The sequence below is a fragment of the Streptomyces sp. T028 genome (genome assembly GCF_048159505.1).
In the GTDB taxonomy this organism is placed as follows: Bacteria; Actinomycetota; Actinomycetes; order Streptomycetales; family Streptomycetaceae; genus Streptomyces.
The window spans coordinates 94,248-110,897 of the sequence record NZ_JBLRVZ010000027.1 but is presented as its reverse complement, the minus strand read 5'-3'; the positions used below and the strand labels follow the sequence as shown (position 1 = coordinate 110,897).

14 protein-coding genes are annotated in these 16,650 nt (G+C 68.9%); 4 read left to right on the top strand and 10 right to left on the bottom strand.

The features are described 5' to 3' along the window. Positions 1-48: 48 nt before the first annotated feature. Positions 49-1,251, bottom strand: a complete 1,203-nt coding sequence (locus ACLZN2_RS26125; RefSeq protein ID WP_416981493.1) for an MFS transporter — start codon at positions 1,249-1,251, stop codon at positions 49-51. 1,544 nt (positions 1,252-2,795) lie between these two features. On the opposite strand from ACLZN2_RS26125, the gene ACLZN2_RS26120 reads away from it, so the two are divergent. From ACLZN2_RS26120 to ACLZN2_RS26105, 4 genes are all read left to right on the top strand, one after another. Then, positions 2,796-3,215, top strand: coding sequence for a hypothetical protein (locus ACLZN2_RS26120; protein ID WP_416981491.1), 420 nt, complete (start codon positions 2,796-2,798; stop codon positions 3,213-3,215). Between the two features lie 136 nt (positions 3,216-3,351). Then, positions 3,352-3,762, top strand: coding sequence for a hypothetical protein (locus tag ACLZN2_RS26115; RefSeq protein ID WP_416981490.1), 411 nt, complete (start codon positions 3,352-3,354; stop codon positions 3,760-3,762). 166 nt (positions 3,763-3,928) lie between these two features. After that, positions 3,929-4,249, top strand: a complete 321-nt coding sequence (locus ACLZN2_RS26110) for a helix-turn-helix domain-containing protein (RefSeq protein WP_416981489.1) — start codon at positions 3,929-3,931, stop codon at positions 4,247-4,249. A 224-nt stretch (positions 4,250-4,473) separates the two neighbouring features. Further along, positions 4,474-5,445, top strand: coding sequence for a LacI family DNA-binding transcriptional regulator (locus ACLZN2_RS26105; RefSeq protein WP_416981488.1), 972 nt, complete (start codon positions 4,474-4,476; stop codon positions 5,443-5,445). Positions 5,446-5,511: 66 nt separating this feature from the next. On the opposite strand, the gene ACLZN2_RS26100 is transcribed toward ACLZN2_RS26105, so the two are convergent. From ACLZN2_RS26100 to ACLZN2_RS26060, 9 genes are all read right to left on the bottom strand, one after another. Beyond that, positions 5,512-7,968, bottom strand: a complete 2,457-nt coding sequence (locus ACLZN2_RS26100) for a family 78 glycoside hydrolase catalytic domain (RefSeq protein ID WP_416981487.1) — start codon at positions 7,966-7,968, stop codon at positions 5,512-5,514. 543 nt (positions 7,969-8,511) lie between these two features. Then, on the bottom strand, positions 8,512-9,264 hold the full coding sequence (locus ACLZN2_RS26095; RefSeq protein ID WP_416981485.1) for a response regulator transcription factor: 753 nt from the start codon (positions 9,262-9,264) through the stop codon (positions 8,512-8,514). Continuing rightward, positions 9,204-9,998: a LuxR C-terminal-related transcriptional regulator gene (locus ACLZN2_RS26090; protein WP_416981484.1), complete on the bottom strand. Its 795-nt coding sequence runs from the start codon at positions 9,996-9,998 to the stop codon at positions 9,204-9,206. The genes ACLZN2_RS26095 and ACLZN2_RS26090 overlap by 61 nt, the downstream gene beginning before the upstream one ends. A gap of 118 nt (positions 9,999-10,116) precedes the next feature. Further along, a complete protein-coding gene (locus ACLZN2_RS26085; protein WP_416981483.1) occupies positions 10,117-12,366 on the bottom strand; it encodes an MMPL family transporter in 2,250 nt (749 codons plus the stop codon). A gap of 288 nt (positions 12,367-12,654) precedes the next feature. Then, positions 12,655-13,245, bottom strand: a complete 591-nt coding sequence (locus tag ACLZN2_RS26080) for a TetR/AcrR family transcriptional regulator (RefSeq protein ID WP_416981482.1) — start codon at positions 13,243-13,245, stop codon at positions 12,655-12,657. Between the two features lie 482 nt (positions 13,246-13,727). Beyond that, a complete protein-coding gene (locus ACLZN2_RS26075; protein ID WP_416981481.1) occupies positions 13,728-14,381 on the bottom strand; it encodes a DsbA family oxidoreductase in 654 nt (217 codons plus the stop codon). A gap of 96 nt (positions 14,382-14,477) precedes the next feature. Beyond that, positions 14,478-14,882, bottom strand: a complete 405-nt coding sequence (locus ACLZN2_RS26070; protein ID WP_416981480.1) for a nuclear transport factor 2 family protein — start codon at positions 14,880-14,882, stop codon at positions 14,478-14,480. Between the two features lie 46 nt (positions 14,883-14,928). After that, complete coding sequence (locus ACLZN2_RS26065; protein WP_416981478.1) at positions 14,929-15,867, bottom strand: cyclase family protein; 939 nt, start codon at positions 15,865-15,867, stop codon at positions 14,929-14,931. Positions 15,868-15,912: 45 nt separating this feature from the next. After that, positions 15,913-16,650, bottom strand: a complete 738-nt coding sequence (locus tag ACLZN2_RS26060; RefSeq protein WP_416981477.1) for an SDR family NAD(P)-dependent oxidoreductase — start codon at positions 16,648-16,650, stop codon at positions 15,913-15,915.

Sequence of the window (16,650 nt, the reverse complement as noted above, 5' to 3'; positions counted from 1 at the left end):
GGGGGCGGTCCTCCTGCGCCGTAGAGCCTGTGCCACATCCCCGGACACTCAGGCCCGCACGGCCACCGCGTCCGGGGCGGGAGCCACGGCGGCCCGGGTGCCCTTGGGGAGCAGGAGAACCATGAGCGACCCGACCGCCGCCGGTATGGCGAAGGCGTAGAAGTTCCACTCCACGGCCAGGCCGGAGGCGAGCAGGATGCCGCCGAACGTCGGACCCACGACCGCGCCGAGCCTTCCGATGCCCAGCGTCCAGCCCAGCGCGGTCGCGCGGACCTCGGGCGGGAAGTGCATGGCGACGTACGCGTTGACCATGATCTGGCTGCCGATGGTGCCGAACCCGGCGACCGCCACCAGCGCGTACATCACCGGCGCCGCCATGGGCGAGCTCAGCAGGTAGATGGAGACGGCGGCGGCCACGAACGCCACCATGGTCACCGGCTTCATGCCCAGCCGGTCACCCACCGGCGCCACCAGGACGGACCCCGCCGCGGCACCCACGTTCATCATCACCAGGAACAGCAGCGAGCCGGAGAGCGGATAGCCGGCCGACTTCATGATCTGCGGCAGCCAGGTGTTGAGCCCGTACACGAGCAGCAGCCCGAAGAAGCTGGTGACCGCGAACAGGACGGCGGGCAGGAGGTGGCGTCGAGTGAACAGCGCGGCGAGACCGCGCTTCGTTCCCCCGGCATCCCACGGGTCCCGTGCGCGGTTCCTGGCCTCCAGGTAGCTCTCGGACTCGGGCAGGAACCGCCACAGCAGCGGGACGACGGTCACGAGCGGCAGCGCGCCGAGCCAGAACATGATCCGGAAGCCGAACGCCGGCAGGAGCGCCAGGGCGAGTACGGCGGACAGGATGCCGCCCACCGAGTAGCCGGAGAACATCAGCGCGTTGTCGAGGCTGCGCCGGTGCGGGGCCGAGTACTCGGCGGTCAGGGCGATGGCGGTGGGCATCACGCCCCCCAGGCCGAGGCCGCCGAGCAGCCGGAACAGGCCGAAGAGCTCGGCACTCGGGGCGACCGCGCAGGCCGCCATGGCCAGCGAGAACCAGCTCACGCTGACCAACAGCATCTTCCGCCGGCCGACCAGGTCCGTCACCGCGCCCGCGACCAGCGCGCCGACAAGCATCCCGACGAGGGCGTAACTGCCGATCAGCCCGGCCTCGGTGGGCGTCAGAGCCCAGGGTTCGTAGCGCAGCAGGGACGGCACCACGGCCCCGTAGATGATGAGGTCGTAACCGTCGAACAAGATCACCGCGAAACACAGCGCAAGGACCGTGAGGTCACTGCGACCTCGGGAACTTCCGGGGCTTCCGGGACTTCCTGGCCTTCCGGAACGGACGTCTGCTGACTTCATCTCCACCACCTGTGCGGTTGCTTGCGCGGTGCACCACCGACGCTGTGCGGAGTATGTGTCAATCAAAAAACGGACGTCAATAATCTGTAACGCATTAATTCTCATCAAGAGCTGCCTGAGCAGGTGAAGGTCGACATGGGGCAACAGATACACGCCGATCGTCCGCCAGGTGCACGACTCGACACCCCACAGCAGGGCAGACAGGAGGGCTACGCCGTCAACCTCCGGGCGCGCAGGCCCTCCGTGCCAACGTGCGCGCCCGAGTCGACCGGACGTCCGGAGCCGACCGAGGCCGCGATCCCGGTGTCGGGCGGCCGCGGCGGTGTGTCAACGGCGACTTCACACCCGTGGAAGCCCGCGCCGACTCCCTCGGCGCGACCGTCGGCGCCGGCCGGCACCCGCACACCAACCCGGCAGGCCAGAACGGCCTCCCGGACCAGCCCGGCGCGCCCCGCCGCCGAACACTTCTTCACCGGTAAAGACTCAATGACCTTCATGGGCCGCACGGTTGCTCGATTCCTGCAGAATGAGCAGGTCCCGCAGAACCACGCAGACCCTGGCTTGGAGGCCAACGGCACTGACTCTGGGCGAAGTTGGCGAGCGGTGATGAATTCGGCTCGGTCCCTGAGCGTGCTCAGGGACCAGGCGTGGAGGGGACACCAGCGGGGGCGGTCTTGGTGGGCGGCTGCGTTCGGTATCGAGGTCGCGGACACGGATGTGGCCGATCTCGCCGCTGTGGCCGAGCGGAACGGACATACAGAGCGCCCGTTCTCCCCAGCGGCAAGTCACCCACACCTCACCACTGCACGAAAACCCGCAGGTCACCTACCTCGCTTCCGCATCGCCCCCGTACCCCACCCCATTGCTCCGCCCCGATCCGCTACGCTGTTCACGTCAGCGGTCAGGTCACGCTGGATGTCCGCCCGGGAAACCGTCGCGAGCACCCGACACACCACCACTGACCAGCGGGCTTGTATGCCTCGGCTAAAGATCCACTCGCTGGGTTTTCGCCAAGGTTTGCCACAAGCCCCCGCCTTCGCGGGGCTTGTGCGAAAGTCACTCGCCGCAGGTCGGAGCGGGTGCGCGCACCGCGGCCAGAACGCTCTGAGGGTGATCTGGGAACGCCCAACGCATCTGCGCAGGCCAGGGCCTGTCACCTCGTCAGCAACCGGTACTGAGGCGACTGGGACTACGGCTTCTCCCGAGAACCGCGCGGCCCCCTCTCTCTCGGCACAGAGGCCGACCTCCCAAACCGACAGCTGCAGTGCATCGCGCATGGGCGATGCGTCACAGGCATCTCGCCATCGCCTCACTTCAGTAAATCGCCTCATTCTTATCGGCTTCATTCGCTTGCAACTCAGCGGGAGGCATCCGCACCGATTCTGACGGACGCTCAACGCATGAGAATTCTCCGACGGAAATCGTTGTCTACGGTGCTGGCTGTGATTGACCGCCAAGAGCGCGTGCTGCTCTGCCGAATTCACGGCGAGTCCGCTTGGCAGCCGATCAAGGCGCGAGTGATCCCTCTGCAGCCTTCCAGATTCTCAGCCATTCGAGTTCTGGACCCGATCTTCTCTCACTGGTTCCTTGCCGCTACTCCAGTGGTCGGCAAGTTCGCTCCCGTTCCAGAGCGGGACGGACAGGCACGCTTGATGCGCATCTTCGTCACCCGTCACGACAGGATGAGGCCCATCAGCCTTCGCGCTCGGGCCCACGCCTCCCTGGATGTCGACTACGTCTGGCATCCCCTGTCCGATGTGGAGGACGCGGATTTCGATGTGTACCCACGCGAGCTCGGCCCTTTTCTGCGTGGGTACCTGGAGGGCTGGATTCCCGACGGCGTCATCACGCTTGTCGAGTGATCTCGAATCCCGCCGCCCTGCATCGGCTACCAGCAGCGCGGCCCTCCTCATCTCTCGATATCTGGTCTTACCCCACCCAGGAGCGTCCCCAGTGACAAGCGCTCAGCACCGACGTCGACCTCCCGCTCGCGGTCCATTGGGCCTGGAAATCCGGACGATTCTGGCGGCCGCCGGGCTGCCCGAAGCAGACGACAACGACCGTTATCGCTCCTACGGCGTCGCGGTGACCGATCGCGATGAATCGGTGGACGTGGAGTGGTTTGTTTCCCGCAGCCTGCGGCGCGCGGCCGCCGACGAGCAGTTGCGGGGTCTACCCATGGCAGCCGCGGACCGCGCACACGAGGCCGCCCGGCGCCACCTGCACGCGGCCTTGTTCGGCATCCTGTCGGAGGTCGGATACCTGGTGGAGTCCGATCCGGCCGGCGCTCTCGCCGTTCGCGCCGGCCGCGTTCCCGCACCCACGACCCTGGCCGCGGACATCAGGCGGATCCTCACCGACCTGCACGATGCCCCGAAAAGGAAGGGAGATCCGGGTCCGACCACGTAGATCCGCCCGCGCCATCGCAGAGTGCGACACACCCACGGGCCGATTTCCGCAACACAGCCGGGCTTCCACCCCCTAGAGTGGTGTGTACTTACACCACCACGGCGGCATGCGCCGACCCGCGCGGCACGGAGGGACGGGACCCATGGGGACGTGGGATCATCTCGGCATGCCCCGGAGCAACAACGACCAACTGCCGGCGACTTACGTCGCGTCCGGCGCTTGGCCGTATGCCCGGCTCGTCGAGGACGCCCCCGTCAGCGCGTACTACGGCCAAGCCTTCGCACGGAACCTCGCAGAGGCGATGGAGGTATCCACGATCGGGCTGAGGGCCCTGGGGGACAAAGCGGGGGTTTCGCACGCGACGATCAGCCGACTGCTGCGGGGAATGGTCCTGCCCGACTTGGGAACGCTCGCCCGTCTCGAAGTCGCGCTGGGGGTCGGCCTGTGGCCCGGTCTGACCGCCTGGACCGAGCGCGAGCACGTCTGAGGAGCACCACGGTGTCGCCGCAGGACGCTCTGCTCCAGGTCGGCTGCCAGCGACCCTGCTGATCAGCGGGTTTGATAGACAGGCTCCTGGACCGGCGATCATCTGCTCTGCAGCATGGGAAGGACCGGGCACACACAGCGTTGAGCAGCGCATACCCTGGCTGGAGTCGAAGAAGAGGGGCTGGACGAGTGGGTGCCGGGGTACGCCGTCCGACGATCCGGGACGTGGCCAAGCTCAGCGGGGTCTCCGTGGCCACGGTCAGCTACGTGCTGAACGGCAAGGAGTCCCAGACGATCAGCGAAGAGACGAAGCGGCGCGTGGCCGCAGCGGTCTCCGATCTCGGATACGTGCGCAACCCCGTGGGTACCGCCCTGCGCCGCGGGCACTCGAACGTCGTCCTGGTGGTCCTCGACCCGACGTTCGTGGGGGATGCCAGCGAGCGCTGGAGCAGCGCGGTCATGGGCGCCTTGTCCGGCCTCGGTTACACCGTCGTCACGCACACGCTGCTCCAGGAGGCGGAGGCGGTGAAGGTGGTGGCGGCGTTGCAGCCTGTCGGTGTCGCCTTGTTCGCCTTCGTGACCGTACGGACCTGTGAGGAGATGCGTGCCGCCGGGGTCCGGCATGTCTTCGGGTTCCCCGCCGCCGAGGGAGATCCGGAGGCAGCGGACCGGCCCTGGGAGCGGGCGATCGGCCGGGCCCAGGTGGCGCATCTGGCGGAACGTGGTTTCGAAAGGGTCTGGTACGCGTTTCCTGAGCCTTCGAGCCGACGCGTGGTGGCCGAGCACCGGCTCCAGGGTGCACGGGAGGAATGCGAGCGGCGGGAGATGCCGCAGCCCGAGGTGTTCACTCTGCCTCTCGACCGGCAGCAGGCCGTGACGGCCCTGTCGGCGCTGGGCCGGGCGCCGGGTTCGGCGATCTGTGCGGCCGATGACCGCCATGGACTGGCCGTGCTGGCCGCGGCTGCGGATCTCGGCTGGCGGGTTCCGTCGGATGTGGCGGTCATCGGCGCCGAGGACACCGTGGAGGGCCGCTTGGCGCTCCCCGCGCTCACGACGGCGCGCTTGGTCGATTCCGACCGTCTCAAGGGTGTGCGCGTCTGGCTGGAGGCGGAGCTGAACGGTCGGCGCACGCCGCTGGGCCGCACGATCTGGGAGAGTGCGGCTTCGGCTGAGGTCGTCGTCCGCCGGTCCACTTGAACCGGCCGACCGGCCATCGGGCCCCGAGCCCGCCCGCCAGGGCGAACTCGGGTGCCCGATGCCTGGTCAGGACACGTGGAAGACGTGTGTCCCGGCCCCCACGTGGTAGGCGACGTAGTCGTCCTTCCGCTCCACGCGGGTCGCGCCCCGGCCCGCGGTGACCCCCCGTGCTCCGTCCGTGAGCGGGACACGGACCTCGGCCGGTGTCCCCGCGGGCACCTTCACGGTGAGGGTCAGTCGGCCGTTCTGCCTGCGCCAGCCGGAGCTGACCTCGCCGCGCGGGGTCGTCACCTGGGCTGAGGCATACCGCAGGCCGTCCGGCACGACCGGCGCGACGCGCACCTTTGCGTAGCCGGGAGCAGCCGCCTGGATACCGGCCAGATGCTGGTAGAACCAGTCGTCCACGGTGCCCAGGAAGGGGTGGTTCATCGAGAAGTCCTTCTTGGTCATGGACCAGGTCTCCCACGAGGTGGTGGCGCCCTGCTTCACCCAGTAGCCCCAGCTGGGGTAGTCCGTCTGAGCGGCGATCTTGTAGGCCAGGTCGGCGCGACCGTTCTCGGTCAGGACGGGCAGCAGCAGTTTGGTGCCGATGGCCCCCGTGTTCAGGTGGTTGCCTCGGTCGGTGATGTCCTTGACGAGGTTGGCGAAGACCTTGTCCCGGTGTTCGTCGGGGACCAGCCCGTAGGCCAGGGCCACCAGGTTGGAGGTCTGGCGGTACCCGGCCTCCACGGGGGTGTGGTAGACGCCCGCGTCGACATCGAGGAACTTCTCGTTGAACTTCTCGGCCAGGGCGTCGGCCATGGTGTCGAACCGCGCGGCGTCGCCGGAGTGACCCAGTTCCCTCGCGATCCGGGCCAGGAGACGGGCCTCGTGGTAAAGATCCGCGTTGGCGGTCAGCAGGGAGCCCTCCGGCGGCCTGAGGGCCACGGTGGCAGCGTTCTCCGCGCCGGGCGGTGACCAGTCGCCGAAGGAGAAGCCGGTGTACAGACCGTTCGTCCCGGCGATGGTGGTGCGCATCAGGTCGAGCCAGCGCGCCATGGCCGGGTAGTTGTCGCTCAGCACGCCGGTGTCGCCGTAGTGCTGGAAGTGGGTCCAGGCGGAGGAGATCAGCGTGCCCGACCAGGACGGGTCGTTCCACAGCGGGAAGCCGCCGGGGTTCGGGGCGATCACCGGCAGGGCGCCGTCGGCCCGCTGGGAGTCCCGGAACGTCCGCAGCCACTGGCGGTACAGGCCCTCGACATCGAAGTTGAGTGCCGCCGAGTCCAGGTAGAGGTAGGCATCGGCGGTCCAGCCCTGCCGGTCCCGCCAGGGGGTGTCACTGGGAATGCCCCACATGTTGTCCAGCAGCGACGCACGCTGAATGGCATTGATGCTGTTCAGCACCGGGTTGGCGCAGTCGAAGCGCCCGGTCGACTCCACCGCGGTGTGCGCGACGCGGGCCTCGATCCCGAACGAGGTCAGCGGTGCCGAGGTGGAGACCTCGACATAGCGGAAACCGTGCCGGGTGAAGCTGGGTTCCCACGTCTGAACCCCCTTGCCGCCCAGGGTGTAGGAATCCAGGTGACTGACGTCGGCGGGACCGAGCATGCCCGACTGGAACACGGTGCCGTCGTCGTTGAGCTGCTCCCCGTAGATGAGGGTCACCGTCGTTCCGGCCGTGCCGCTGACCTTGATGCGGGCCCAGCCGGCCGTGGTCCGGCCGAAGTCGTAGACCTGGGTGCCGGTCTTCAGCTTCGTGGAGCCGACGGGGCCGAAGGTGTCGGTGACCTTGACGGGCGGCATGCCGGCGGGCACCACCTGCTTGGTGGGCGCCGGCTGCACATGCGCGTCCTCCCAGCCGGAGTCGTCGTAGGTGGTGCTTGTCCAGCCGGGTCTGGCCCGGCGGGCGTCGTAGTGTTCACCGAAGTACAGCGCGTCCAGGGTGGGCCCGTCGGTGATCTTCCACTTGTCGTCGCTGACGACCCGGCGTCTGGTGCCGTCGCTGAAGACGATGTCAAGCTGCGCCAGAAGTCGGGGCTCTTGCGTCCACGGCGCCTTGTGCAGGCCGAATATCGTGGCCGGAGTGGTCGCCGGGGTGCTGAGGTAGCCGCGCCCCAGGGTGACGGCAAGGGCGTTGTCCCCGCCGCGCAGCGCCTTCGTGACGTCGAACGTGCGCGAGTACGCGGTCTGGTCGTACGCCGACGGCGGCGGGTCCAGGACCTGGTCACCGACGCGGTGGCCGTTGATCCACGCCTCGTAGTAGCCCAGTCCGACGATGCTGAACTCGGCCCGTGCGACGTGCTTGCCCAGCTCGAACCTCCGGCGCAGCAGCGGCGCGGGGTTCTGCTTGCCCAGCTCGGGCGCCACCGGCGGGGTGTCCCGCCCGATCCACTGCGCCGTCCAGCCGTCCCCGGTGCCGGCGGCCGTGGCCGACGGGGCACCGGAGAGCGCGGCGCTGCGTGCCGGGTTCATCATGCCGAGCACCACGGCAGCGGCAGCGGTACCCACCACCTGGCGACGCGTGGCCGACCTGTTGAGAGGCATGCCGTTCCCTCCTTGTCAGTGAACCTGTCAGGCAGGTCTGCGGGCGGCACACATGCAGGAGGCTGCCGCAGCACTCGCCGATTTGGAACGTTTCGGCGCACGCTAGTGAGAGGGTGCGATTCGAGTCAATGGGGTTACTTAAACGTTTCGGACTGCTTTAGTGTCACCACGTGGACACTGACGACTAGCTCGTCCGCCGACTCTGACATCGATCACGGGCCCGCAAGGACGCAGATAATGAATCGATTCACTCAGCTGGACCGGCCGCCTGGGATCCCCGCGACTCATCCCGTGCCGCCACCCTCAGCTCAGGAGGAGCCGGACCGGACGAGAAATGCACGGGGACGGTCGAAATCGGCATGTCTCCGGCGACCGCTGCCACGTCGAGCATCCGGCCGCGCTCAGCGCGTGTCGCCGCGTCCGCCCACAACGACGATGAAGGTGGCGGTGTCGAGAGCATCCCAGTCGGAGCGCGTCTCCCCGAAGGAACACCGCGACATCGAGTTGTGGCCCATGTCCTGCACTACTCCAGCATCGGCCCAGTCAGGACACGACGGGGCGCGTGACCGTGACGGGGGCGGTCATCAGGCGGAAGCCGACGCCGCGTACGGCCTGGATGGTCAGGGCGTCGCCGAACTTGTGCCGCAGGACGGAGATGTGGGTGTCGAGGGTCTTGGTCGGGCCGAACCAGTTGGCGTCCCAGACGGCGGCCATGATGGTCTCGCGCGTCACGAGCACTTCCGGCCGCTCCGCGAGAAAGGTGAGCATGGCGAACTCCCTTGGCGACAGGGCGACTTCGGCACCGTCCAGGAAGACTCGGTGAGCCTGACGGTCGATGACCACACGGCCGTGTCGGTCGCCTGTCCGTCCGGGCGCGGGCAGGGCGATCACCACGCCGGGGCGGCCGGGTTCGAAGGGTTCCGGCGCGGGCGGCGGGGCGCTCACGCGGCGGCGTTGCACCGCGCGCATCCGGGCTATCAACTCCCTTACCAGGAAGGGCTTGACGAGGTAGTCGTCGGCACCGAGTTCGAGGCCGACGACCTTGTCGGTCTCGCTGTCCCGGGCGCTGATCACGATGAGGGAGACGTCGTCGCCCGCGGCGCGCAGTTGTCTGCAGACGTCGAGGCCGTCGATGTCCGGCAGGCCCAGGTCGAGCAGGATCATGTCCCAGGTGGTTCCGGCGTGCAGGGCGTCCCGTCCGGTGGCGGCCCGGTGGACGGTGTGGCCGTAGCGCTTCAGGCCGCGTTCCAGCGGGTCGGCGATGGCGGGGTCGTCCTCGACGAGAAGTACGTGCATGTCGGTTCCTCACGATGCGTCATTCGGTGGGGGGTTGAGCGGGAGGGCCGGTCGGCAGAGGTGGCTCGGGGAGGCCGTACGAGTCCGGACTCGTAGGCGAAGATCACGGCCTGGACGCGGGCGCGGGCTCCGATCTTGGTGAGGATGTTGCTCACATGGGACTTGACGGTGGTCGGCGCGATGCACAGCTGTGCGGCGATCTCGCTGTTGGAGTGTCCGGCGGCGACGGCGGTCAGGACGTCGCGTTCGCGTTCGGTGAGGTCTCCCAGTCGTCCTTTCGGCTCCAGGGCCTCGGGGCGCGGGCCGTGGCGGACGGCGTGGATGAGGGCGCGGGCCAGGCCCGGGGGGACGACGGCGTCCCCGGCGGCCACGGTGGAGAGGGCCGAGATCACTTCGTCCGGGGCGACCGTGGCGGGCAGGTACCCGTCGGCTCCGGCACGCAGGACGTCGTAGGCGTGCTGCTCACGGCGCGCCGAGCTCAGGACGAGGACGCGGGGCGGCCCTGAGTCGATGGGGCGGGTCAGTCTGAGGCGGCGGACGGTCGTGATGACGTCGGCGGCGGGTAGTCCGCTGCTCAGCAGGACCACCTGGGGGCGCAGTACGTCGTGCAGACGGGCCGTCTCGGCGCCGCTGTCCGCCTCGCCGACCATGGTCAGGCCGGGATGTGGGGTGAGGAGGGTGCGCAGGCTGAGGCGGTGCAGGGCGTGGGGGTCGGCGATGAGGACGGTGATCATGCCGGACGTCTCCAGTGGGGGGCGCGGGCGTCCACGGGGTGATGAGGGGGGTGTCGGTCCGGTCGGGCCCCGGGCACGGGCGGGCGCCACCACGTGCCCGGGGGTCTCGGCGCAGGGATCAGACGCGGACGGGTTGACGGTGTTCGTCGCTCTCCGGTCCCGAACCCGGGTCGGATGCGGGGGACGTGGCGAGCTTCGTGCCCTCGACGTCCACGTTCGGCAGGAGCTTGTCGAGCCAGGCGGGCAGCCACCAGGCGGACTTGCCGAGCAGGGCGAGGACGGCGGGGACGATGGCCATGCGGACGACGAACGCGTCGAAGAGGACGGCGACGGCAAGACCGAAGCCGATGGTCTTGATCATGGCTCCGCTGGCGCCGATGAAGCCGGAGAAGACGGCGATCATGATGACTGCGGCGGCGGTGACCACGCGTCCTCCGTCCCGGAAGCCGGTGAGGATGGCCTGTCCGGGGCCTTCGCCGTGGACGTACGCCTCGCGCATGCGGGTGACCAGGAAGACCTCGTAGTCCATGGCGAGTCCGAAGACGATGCCGACCATGAAGATCGGCATCAGGCTCATGATGGGCCCGGTCTCCTCCAGGCCGATCGCGCTCGCGAGCCAGCCCCACTGGAAGACCGCGACGACCGCGCCGAGGGCGGCGAGCACCGAGAGCAGGAAGCCCAGGGCGGCCTTGAGCGGAACCAGGACGGAGCGGAAGACGGCCATCAGGAGCAGGAAGGCGAGTCCGACGACGAGGGCCAGGTAGGGGATGAGGGAGTCGTTGACCTTCTGGGAGAAGTCGACGTTCACCGCGGTCTGCCCGGTGACCAGTAGCTTCGCGTCGGTGTCCTTCTCGATGGCGGTGCCGGCGTCACGGATGTGCTCGACCAGCTTCTCGGTGGCCTCGGAGGCGGGCTTGGACGACGGGATGGTGGTGATGATCGCGGTGTTCCCGGCCTGGTTGAAGCGGGCCGGCGCCACGGCGGCCACGTCGTCGAGCTTGCCGATCCTGGAGACCACCTCTCCTGCGGCCGTCTTCGGGTCGTCGCTGTGGGCGGCGTCGACCACGACGACGAGGGGGCCGTTGAAGCCGACGCCGAAGCCCTCGGAGAGGAGGTCGTAGGCGCGGCGCTGGGTGGTGTCGGTGGGCTGGGCGCCGTCGTCGGGCAGGCCCAGGGTCATGGAGGCCGACGGGATGGCGATCACACCGAGGCCGACCACACTCGCCAGCAGGACGGCGACGGGGCGGCGCAGCACGAACTGCGCCCAGCGCACACCCATCGGGGACTTGGCCGTTCCCGTGGCCTCCGCGTCGTCTGAGCCACCCCTGGCCTTGCCGGTCTTCTTACCGGCCTTGCGCTGGGACAGCACCCTGTCTCCGGCGAAGCCGAGCATGGCGGGGACCAGGGTGACGGCGATGACCACCGCGATGGTGACCGCTCCGGCGGCGGCCAGGCCCATCTTGGTCAGCATCGGGATGTTGACCACAGCGAGCCCGGCCAGCGCGATGACCACGGTCAGGCCCGCGAAGACCACCGCGGAGCCCGCGGTGCCCGCGGCGCGGGCGGCCGCCTCCTGCTTCGGATGGCCCTCGGCGAGTTCAGACCGGTAGCGGGAGACGATGAACAACGCGTAGTCGATACCGACCGCGAGCCCCAGCATCAGGGCCAACACCCCTGCGTTGTCGCCCAGTTCGAGAGGCGAGTTCAGTGTGGCGAGGGTGAGGAAGCCGATGCCGACGCCGATCAGCGCGGTGAGCAGGGACAGCCCGGCGGCCACCAGGGAGCCGAAGGTGATCACCAGGACGACCGTCGCCACGATCACACCGATGACCTCGGCGGCCGCCCCGTGGGACGCCACCTTGACGGCGTTTCCACCGGCCTCCACGGTCAGCCCGGACGCGCGGGCCTGCTCGACGGTCTTGTCGAGCGCGTCGTGGGAGTCGGAGTCCACCTCGGCCGCGGTCACCTTGTAGGTGACGGAGATGTAGGCCGTCGAGCCGTCCTTGCTGACGGCCCCGGCGGTGTAGGGATCGACCACGGAGGCGACCTGGTCGGAGCCGCTCGTGATCTCCTTGGTCACCTTCTGCACCTCGGCCTTGTTGGCCGACGTGGTCATGGTCTGCCCCTCGGGGGCCTTGAAGACGATCCGCGCGGTGGCGCCGTCCGAACTGGAGCCCGGGAACCGCTCGTCGAGCAGGTCGAACGCCTTCTGGGACTCCGCCCCGGGCAGCGTGAAGGGCAGCGCCTTCGTGGCCGGCGCGCTCAGGGCGGCGATGAGCGCCGCGCCCAGCAGGGCGAGCCAGGCGAAGAGGACGAGATGGCGTCGCCGGAAACTGGAACGCCCGATTCTGTACAGGAATGTGGCCATGGTGAAGCTCTCTCGGTCAGTCGTTGGGAACGCCCGTCAGGACATGAGGGCGTGCGGGGGTGGCCCGACGACGTGAGCGGTGCGCGTCAGGTGGGGGGTGTGTTCAGCCGTGCAGGGACACGGCGGGAAGGGGGGCGCGCTACTTGAGCACGGGGCCGTCATTGGCCGGGCAGGGCGCCGGAAGCCGACAGTGCGGGGAGGCCAAAGGCGGGAAAAGTGCGTGGTGCTCGCTGAGTTGCACGCGCCGACGGTGGGGAAGGCCGGTGCGTGAGGACCCGGTGGGGCAGGTCAGATGCCGAGGGCGGGGAAGACCAGTGCTTCCATGAACCGCCTCGCATCAGCGCGGGACAGAGTCGCTTCGCTGATCAGCGGACGGGCGATGGAGACGCTGGCCAGCATCGACGGGACGAGATCCAGCGCCGGGTTGTCCGGAGCGACTTCACCTCGCTGGACACCGCGTTGAAGGATGGCGCGGATGTCGTCGAGGATGGGGGCGAGCATCACCTCTCTCAGGGTGTGACGGAGTTCGGGGTTGTCATAGATCGCGTGCCCCACGCCCAGTTGCACAGCGGCACTCTGCGCGTGCTCCCCGTTCTGGGACTGGTCGGCCAGTGCGTACAGGTCGCCGCGCAGCGAGCCGGTGTCGATCGAGTCGATCTGCCTCGGCCTGCGGTACTTCATCGCGGCGGCGACCAGCTGCGGCTTCCCTCCCCAGTCACGGTAGAGCGTGGCCTTGCTGAACCGTGCCCGGGTGGCCACGGCCTCCATCGAGAGCGCCTCGTATCCGAACTCACGCAGAAGGTCGAGCACAGCGTCGTAGAGCTGCGCCGCACGCAAGGGGGTGAAGCGGCTACGACGAGCCGTCGACTGCTCGGCCATGACCTCGCTCCCTTCCGACGCGAAACGGTGCCGTTCTCTTTGGGTGGCATCAGCCTAGCCAGACCTCAGAGAAAACGGCACCGTTTCCCATGTGGCCTGGGTCACATTCCGCAGGCCTCGACGCATGCCGCGAACCTGCTGTTTCCGCGTGGAGAACGTGCGTCCTCGTTCCGGCTTGGCAGGAGCAGTCGGCGTCACTCGACCTGCACCAACGACCAGCCCCGCTGCTGGTTGCCCGCACAACAGCTTCCGCGGGACCACTGCTCCCAGGTCCATGGGCGGCAGGCAGGCCGCCCGTTCGACGCGTTCAGCCGGGAAGGCAACCCGCCTGGTCTGCGCCGGGCAAACTCTCCCCGAGAGCCACCAGGCCCGGAGTAGCGGGCTCCGGGACAGCGCTCGTGCAGATTCCGGTCTCCGCATCGCACCAGCCGCCGGCCAGCCCGGTGTCGATGAGCTGCAGCGCCTGCGGGGCGGACGGTGTGTCATTCATTGACGAGCTCCCATGCCTGGTCGATGGCGTCGGTGTACTGGCGGATGCCGGCCGTGCCGGGTATGCCCAGCCGGTTGCCGAGGACGGTGAAGGGGACACCACGGGCGCCCAGGGCCACCGCGGCGGCATGATCGGCCCGTACGGCGGCGGCGTAGCGGTGGGTCGCGAGGACGTCGCGGATCTCGTCGCCGGGGATACCCAGTCCCTCGCCCAGGCGGATCAGCGTCTCGTGCTCGAAGGTGTCGGCGTTGCCGCTGCCGAACAGTTCAGCGTGCATCGCCGCCATGTACTGCCAGCCCACGCCGTGTTCGTTGCCGAGGTGGACCAGGCGCAGCATGTCGAGGGTGTTGCGCACGGGTCGGTCGAGGACGTAGGGCAGGCCGTCGGCAGCGGCCTGCCCCGCCACCTCACTCTCCATCGCCCGCGCCTGGTCGGGCGTCACCCCGAACCTCTTGACCCGGTACTCCGGGATCCACGAGACCTCGGTGGGGACGTTCGGGTCGAGCTGCCAGGTGTGAATTTTGAGGTCGATGTCGGCCGCGTGCGGGGACTGCGCGACCGCGGTGCTCAGACGATGCTCGCCGACGTAGCACCAGGGGCAGAGCACGTCTGCCCACACGTCGATCGTCAGTCGGGGGGATGTCATGTCAGTGCGCTGCCTTCCGTGAATTGAACGAGGTGTCAACCGCTGTGGAGGGCCCCGGGGATGTCCCGCGATCAGGGGCATCCCCGGGGCCGGGGGTCAGGCCGTCGCCAGGACGGCGACGGCGTGCTGGGTGTCGAGGTACTCCCGGATGCGGAAGATCTTGTTGTCCCGCACCTGGAGGACGAAGACCAGCCGCTGGTCGTAGACCTTCCCGGCGGCGGAGACGCCGCGGCTCTCGACCTCCGCCACGACCCGGTCGTCCTGTGCCGTGGTGGACGTGACCTTGATGTCCAGCCCGTTCGGCATGATCTGTCCGACCCGGCCCAGCATCTCGATGACCTCGGCCTTGCTGTGGTTGCCGGCGGAGGGATACTGGTCGGGTTTGCCCGACACCCACCACACCACCTGCTCGTCCAGCAGGGCGAATGCCGCTTCCGCGTCGCCCGCGGCGAACCTTTCGAAATACCGCAGCACCAGAGTGGTGTTGTCGGCCTCTCTCATGACTCGTCCTCCTTGCTCGCTGTCCGAATCCGAAGGGCCGCAGCTCCTACTTGAGGGCGATGGGGGTGATGGGCGAGCCGACCGAGCCGGTGATCTTGAGGCCGGGGGCGCACAGGAGGAACTCCCAGACGCCGTCCTGGGCGCAGTCGGCGGCCAGGGCCTCGAAGTCCCACATCTCGCCGAGGGTCAGGCCCATGTCGCGGATCGCGACCTGGTGGAAGGGGGCGTAGGTGCCCTCGATCGGGGACGGGTAGACCTCGACGGCCCAGTTGTCCACCGCCACGGCGGCGACCTCGCGGTCGTACAGCCAGCGCAGGGTATCGAGGCCCAGGCCGGCCTCGTTCTCGCCCATGTAGTGGTCACGGTCGCCCTCGGCGAACCACCGGTGCCACCCGGTGCGCACGCAGAGGATGTCACCGGACTCCACACGCACGCCCTGGCGTTCCTCGGCCGCCGTCAGGTCGGCCGCGGTGACCTCGTAGGAGTCCGCCAGGCGGTCGACGCCCTTGAGCGCGGCGATGTCCAGGAGCACCCCGCGCGAGATGGGACGTCCGGCCACCGCGGCGAAGGAGTCCCGAGAGGCGCCGGTGAAGTTGTTGACCGCGGCGGCCGGGACGTTGTTGTAGAAGTGGCCGCCGTATCCCATGTGGGCGAGGCCGTCCCACTGGGTGGCCGCCTGGAGGCTCATGACCACCAGGTCGTCGGTGCCGAACATGCCGTCGGGGGCGCCGGCGCTGTCCGAGGGCACCAGCGTCATCATGTGCTGGGGGTTGTTGCGGAAGGTGTTCGGGCCGGCCGGGCCCTCCTTGCCGAAGGACATGCCCAGGTCGAAGGTCTTTCCTGTCCTGACCAGTTGGGCCGAGGCGACCCGCTTGGCGGGGGTGATGAAGTTCAGGGTGCCGATCTCGTCGTCGTCACCCCAGCGACCCCAGTTGCTCAGCTCCTTGCCGAGGGCGTGGTGCGGCCAGATCGTGGTGTCGTTCATGGGTTTCTCCTCAAGAAGGTGTTGATGCCGGTTCGTGGGTGGTGGTCAGATCTGGGTGTGGCCGCCGTCGACGACGAGGTCGGAGCCGGTGGTGTACCGGTTGTCGTCGGAGGCGAGGAACAGCACGGCTGCCGCGATCTCCTCGGGCCGGCCCAGACGGCGCAGGGGGACCATGGCCGCCAGGGCGGCCCGTAGGGCGTCCGGGTCGTCCTGCGTGTCGATGATCGGGGTGTCGATGGGCCCTGGGCTGACCGTGTTCACCCGGATCCCGCGCCCTTTCAGCTCGCTCGCCCAGGTGCGGGCGAAGGAGCGGATGGCGGCCTTGGTGGCGCTGTAGACCGTGCGCTCCGCCGCGCCGTTCATGTGCCCGGCGGACGCCATCAGAACGACGGAGCCGTTGTCGTTGAGCAGCGGCAGCGCCTTCTGCACGGTGAAGAACGTGCCCCGGGCGTTCACGGAGAAGAGCCGGTCGAAGTGCTCCGGCGTGGCCTGGGCCAGGGTGGCCTGCTCTCCGCGGCCGGCGTTGGCGACGACGATGTCGACGCCTCCCCGCTCGCGCTCGACCTGCCGCCAGAGCCGGTCGAGATCCTCCAGGCGGGATATGTCGACCTGCACGGCTGTGACCTCACCCGCGATCCCGTCCCGAGCCGCGGCCAGTTCCTCCGCGTCGAGGCCGGTGATGTACACGTGGGCGTCCTCGGCGACGAAGGTCCGGGCAGTCGCCAGCCCGATACCGCTGCTTCCGCCGGTGATGACCGCGGTCTTGCCCGTCAGCTTGCCCAT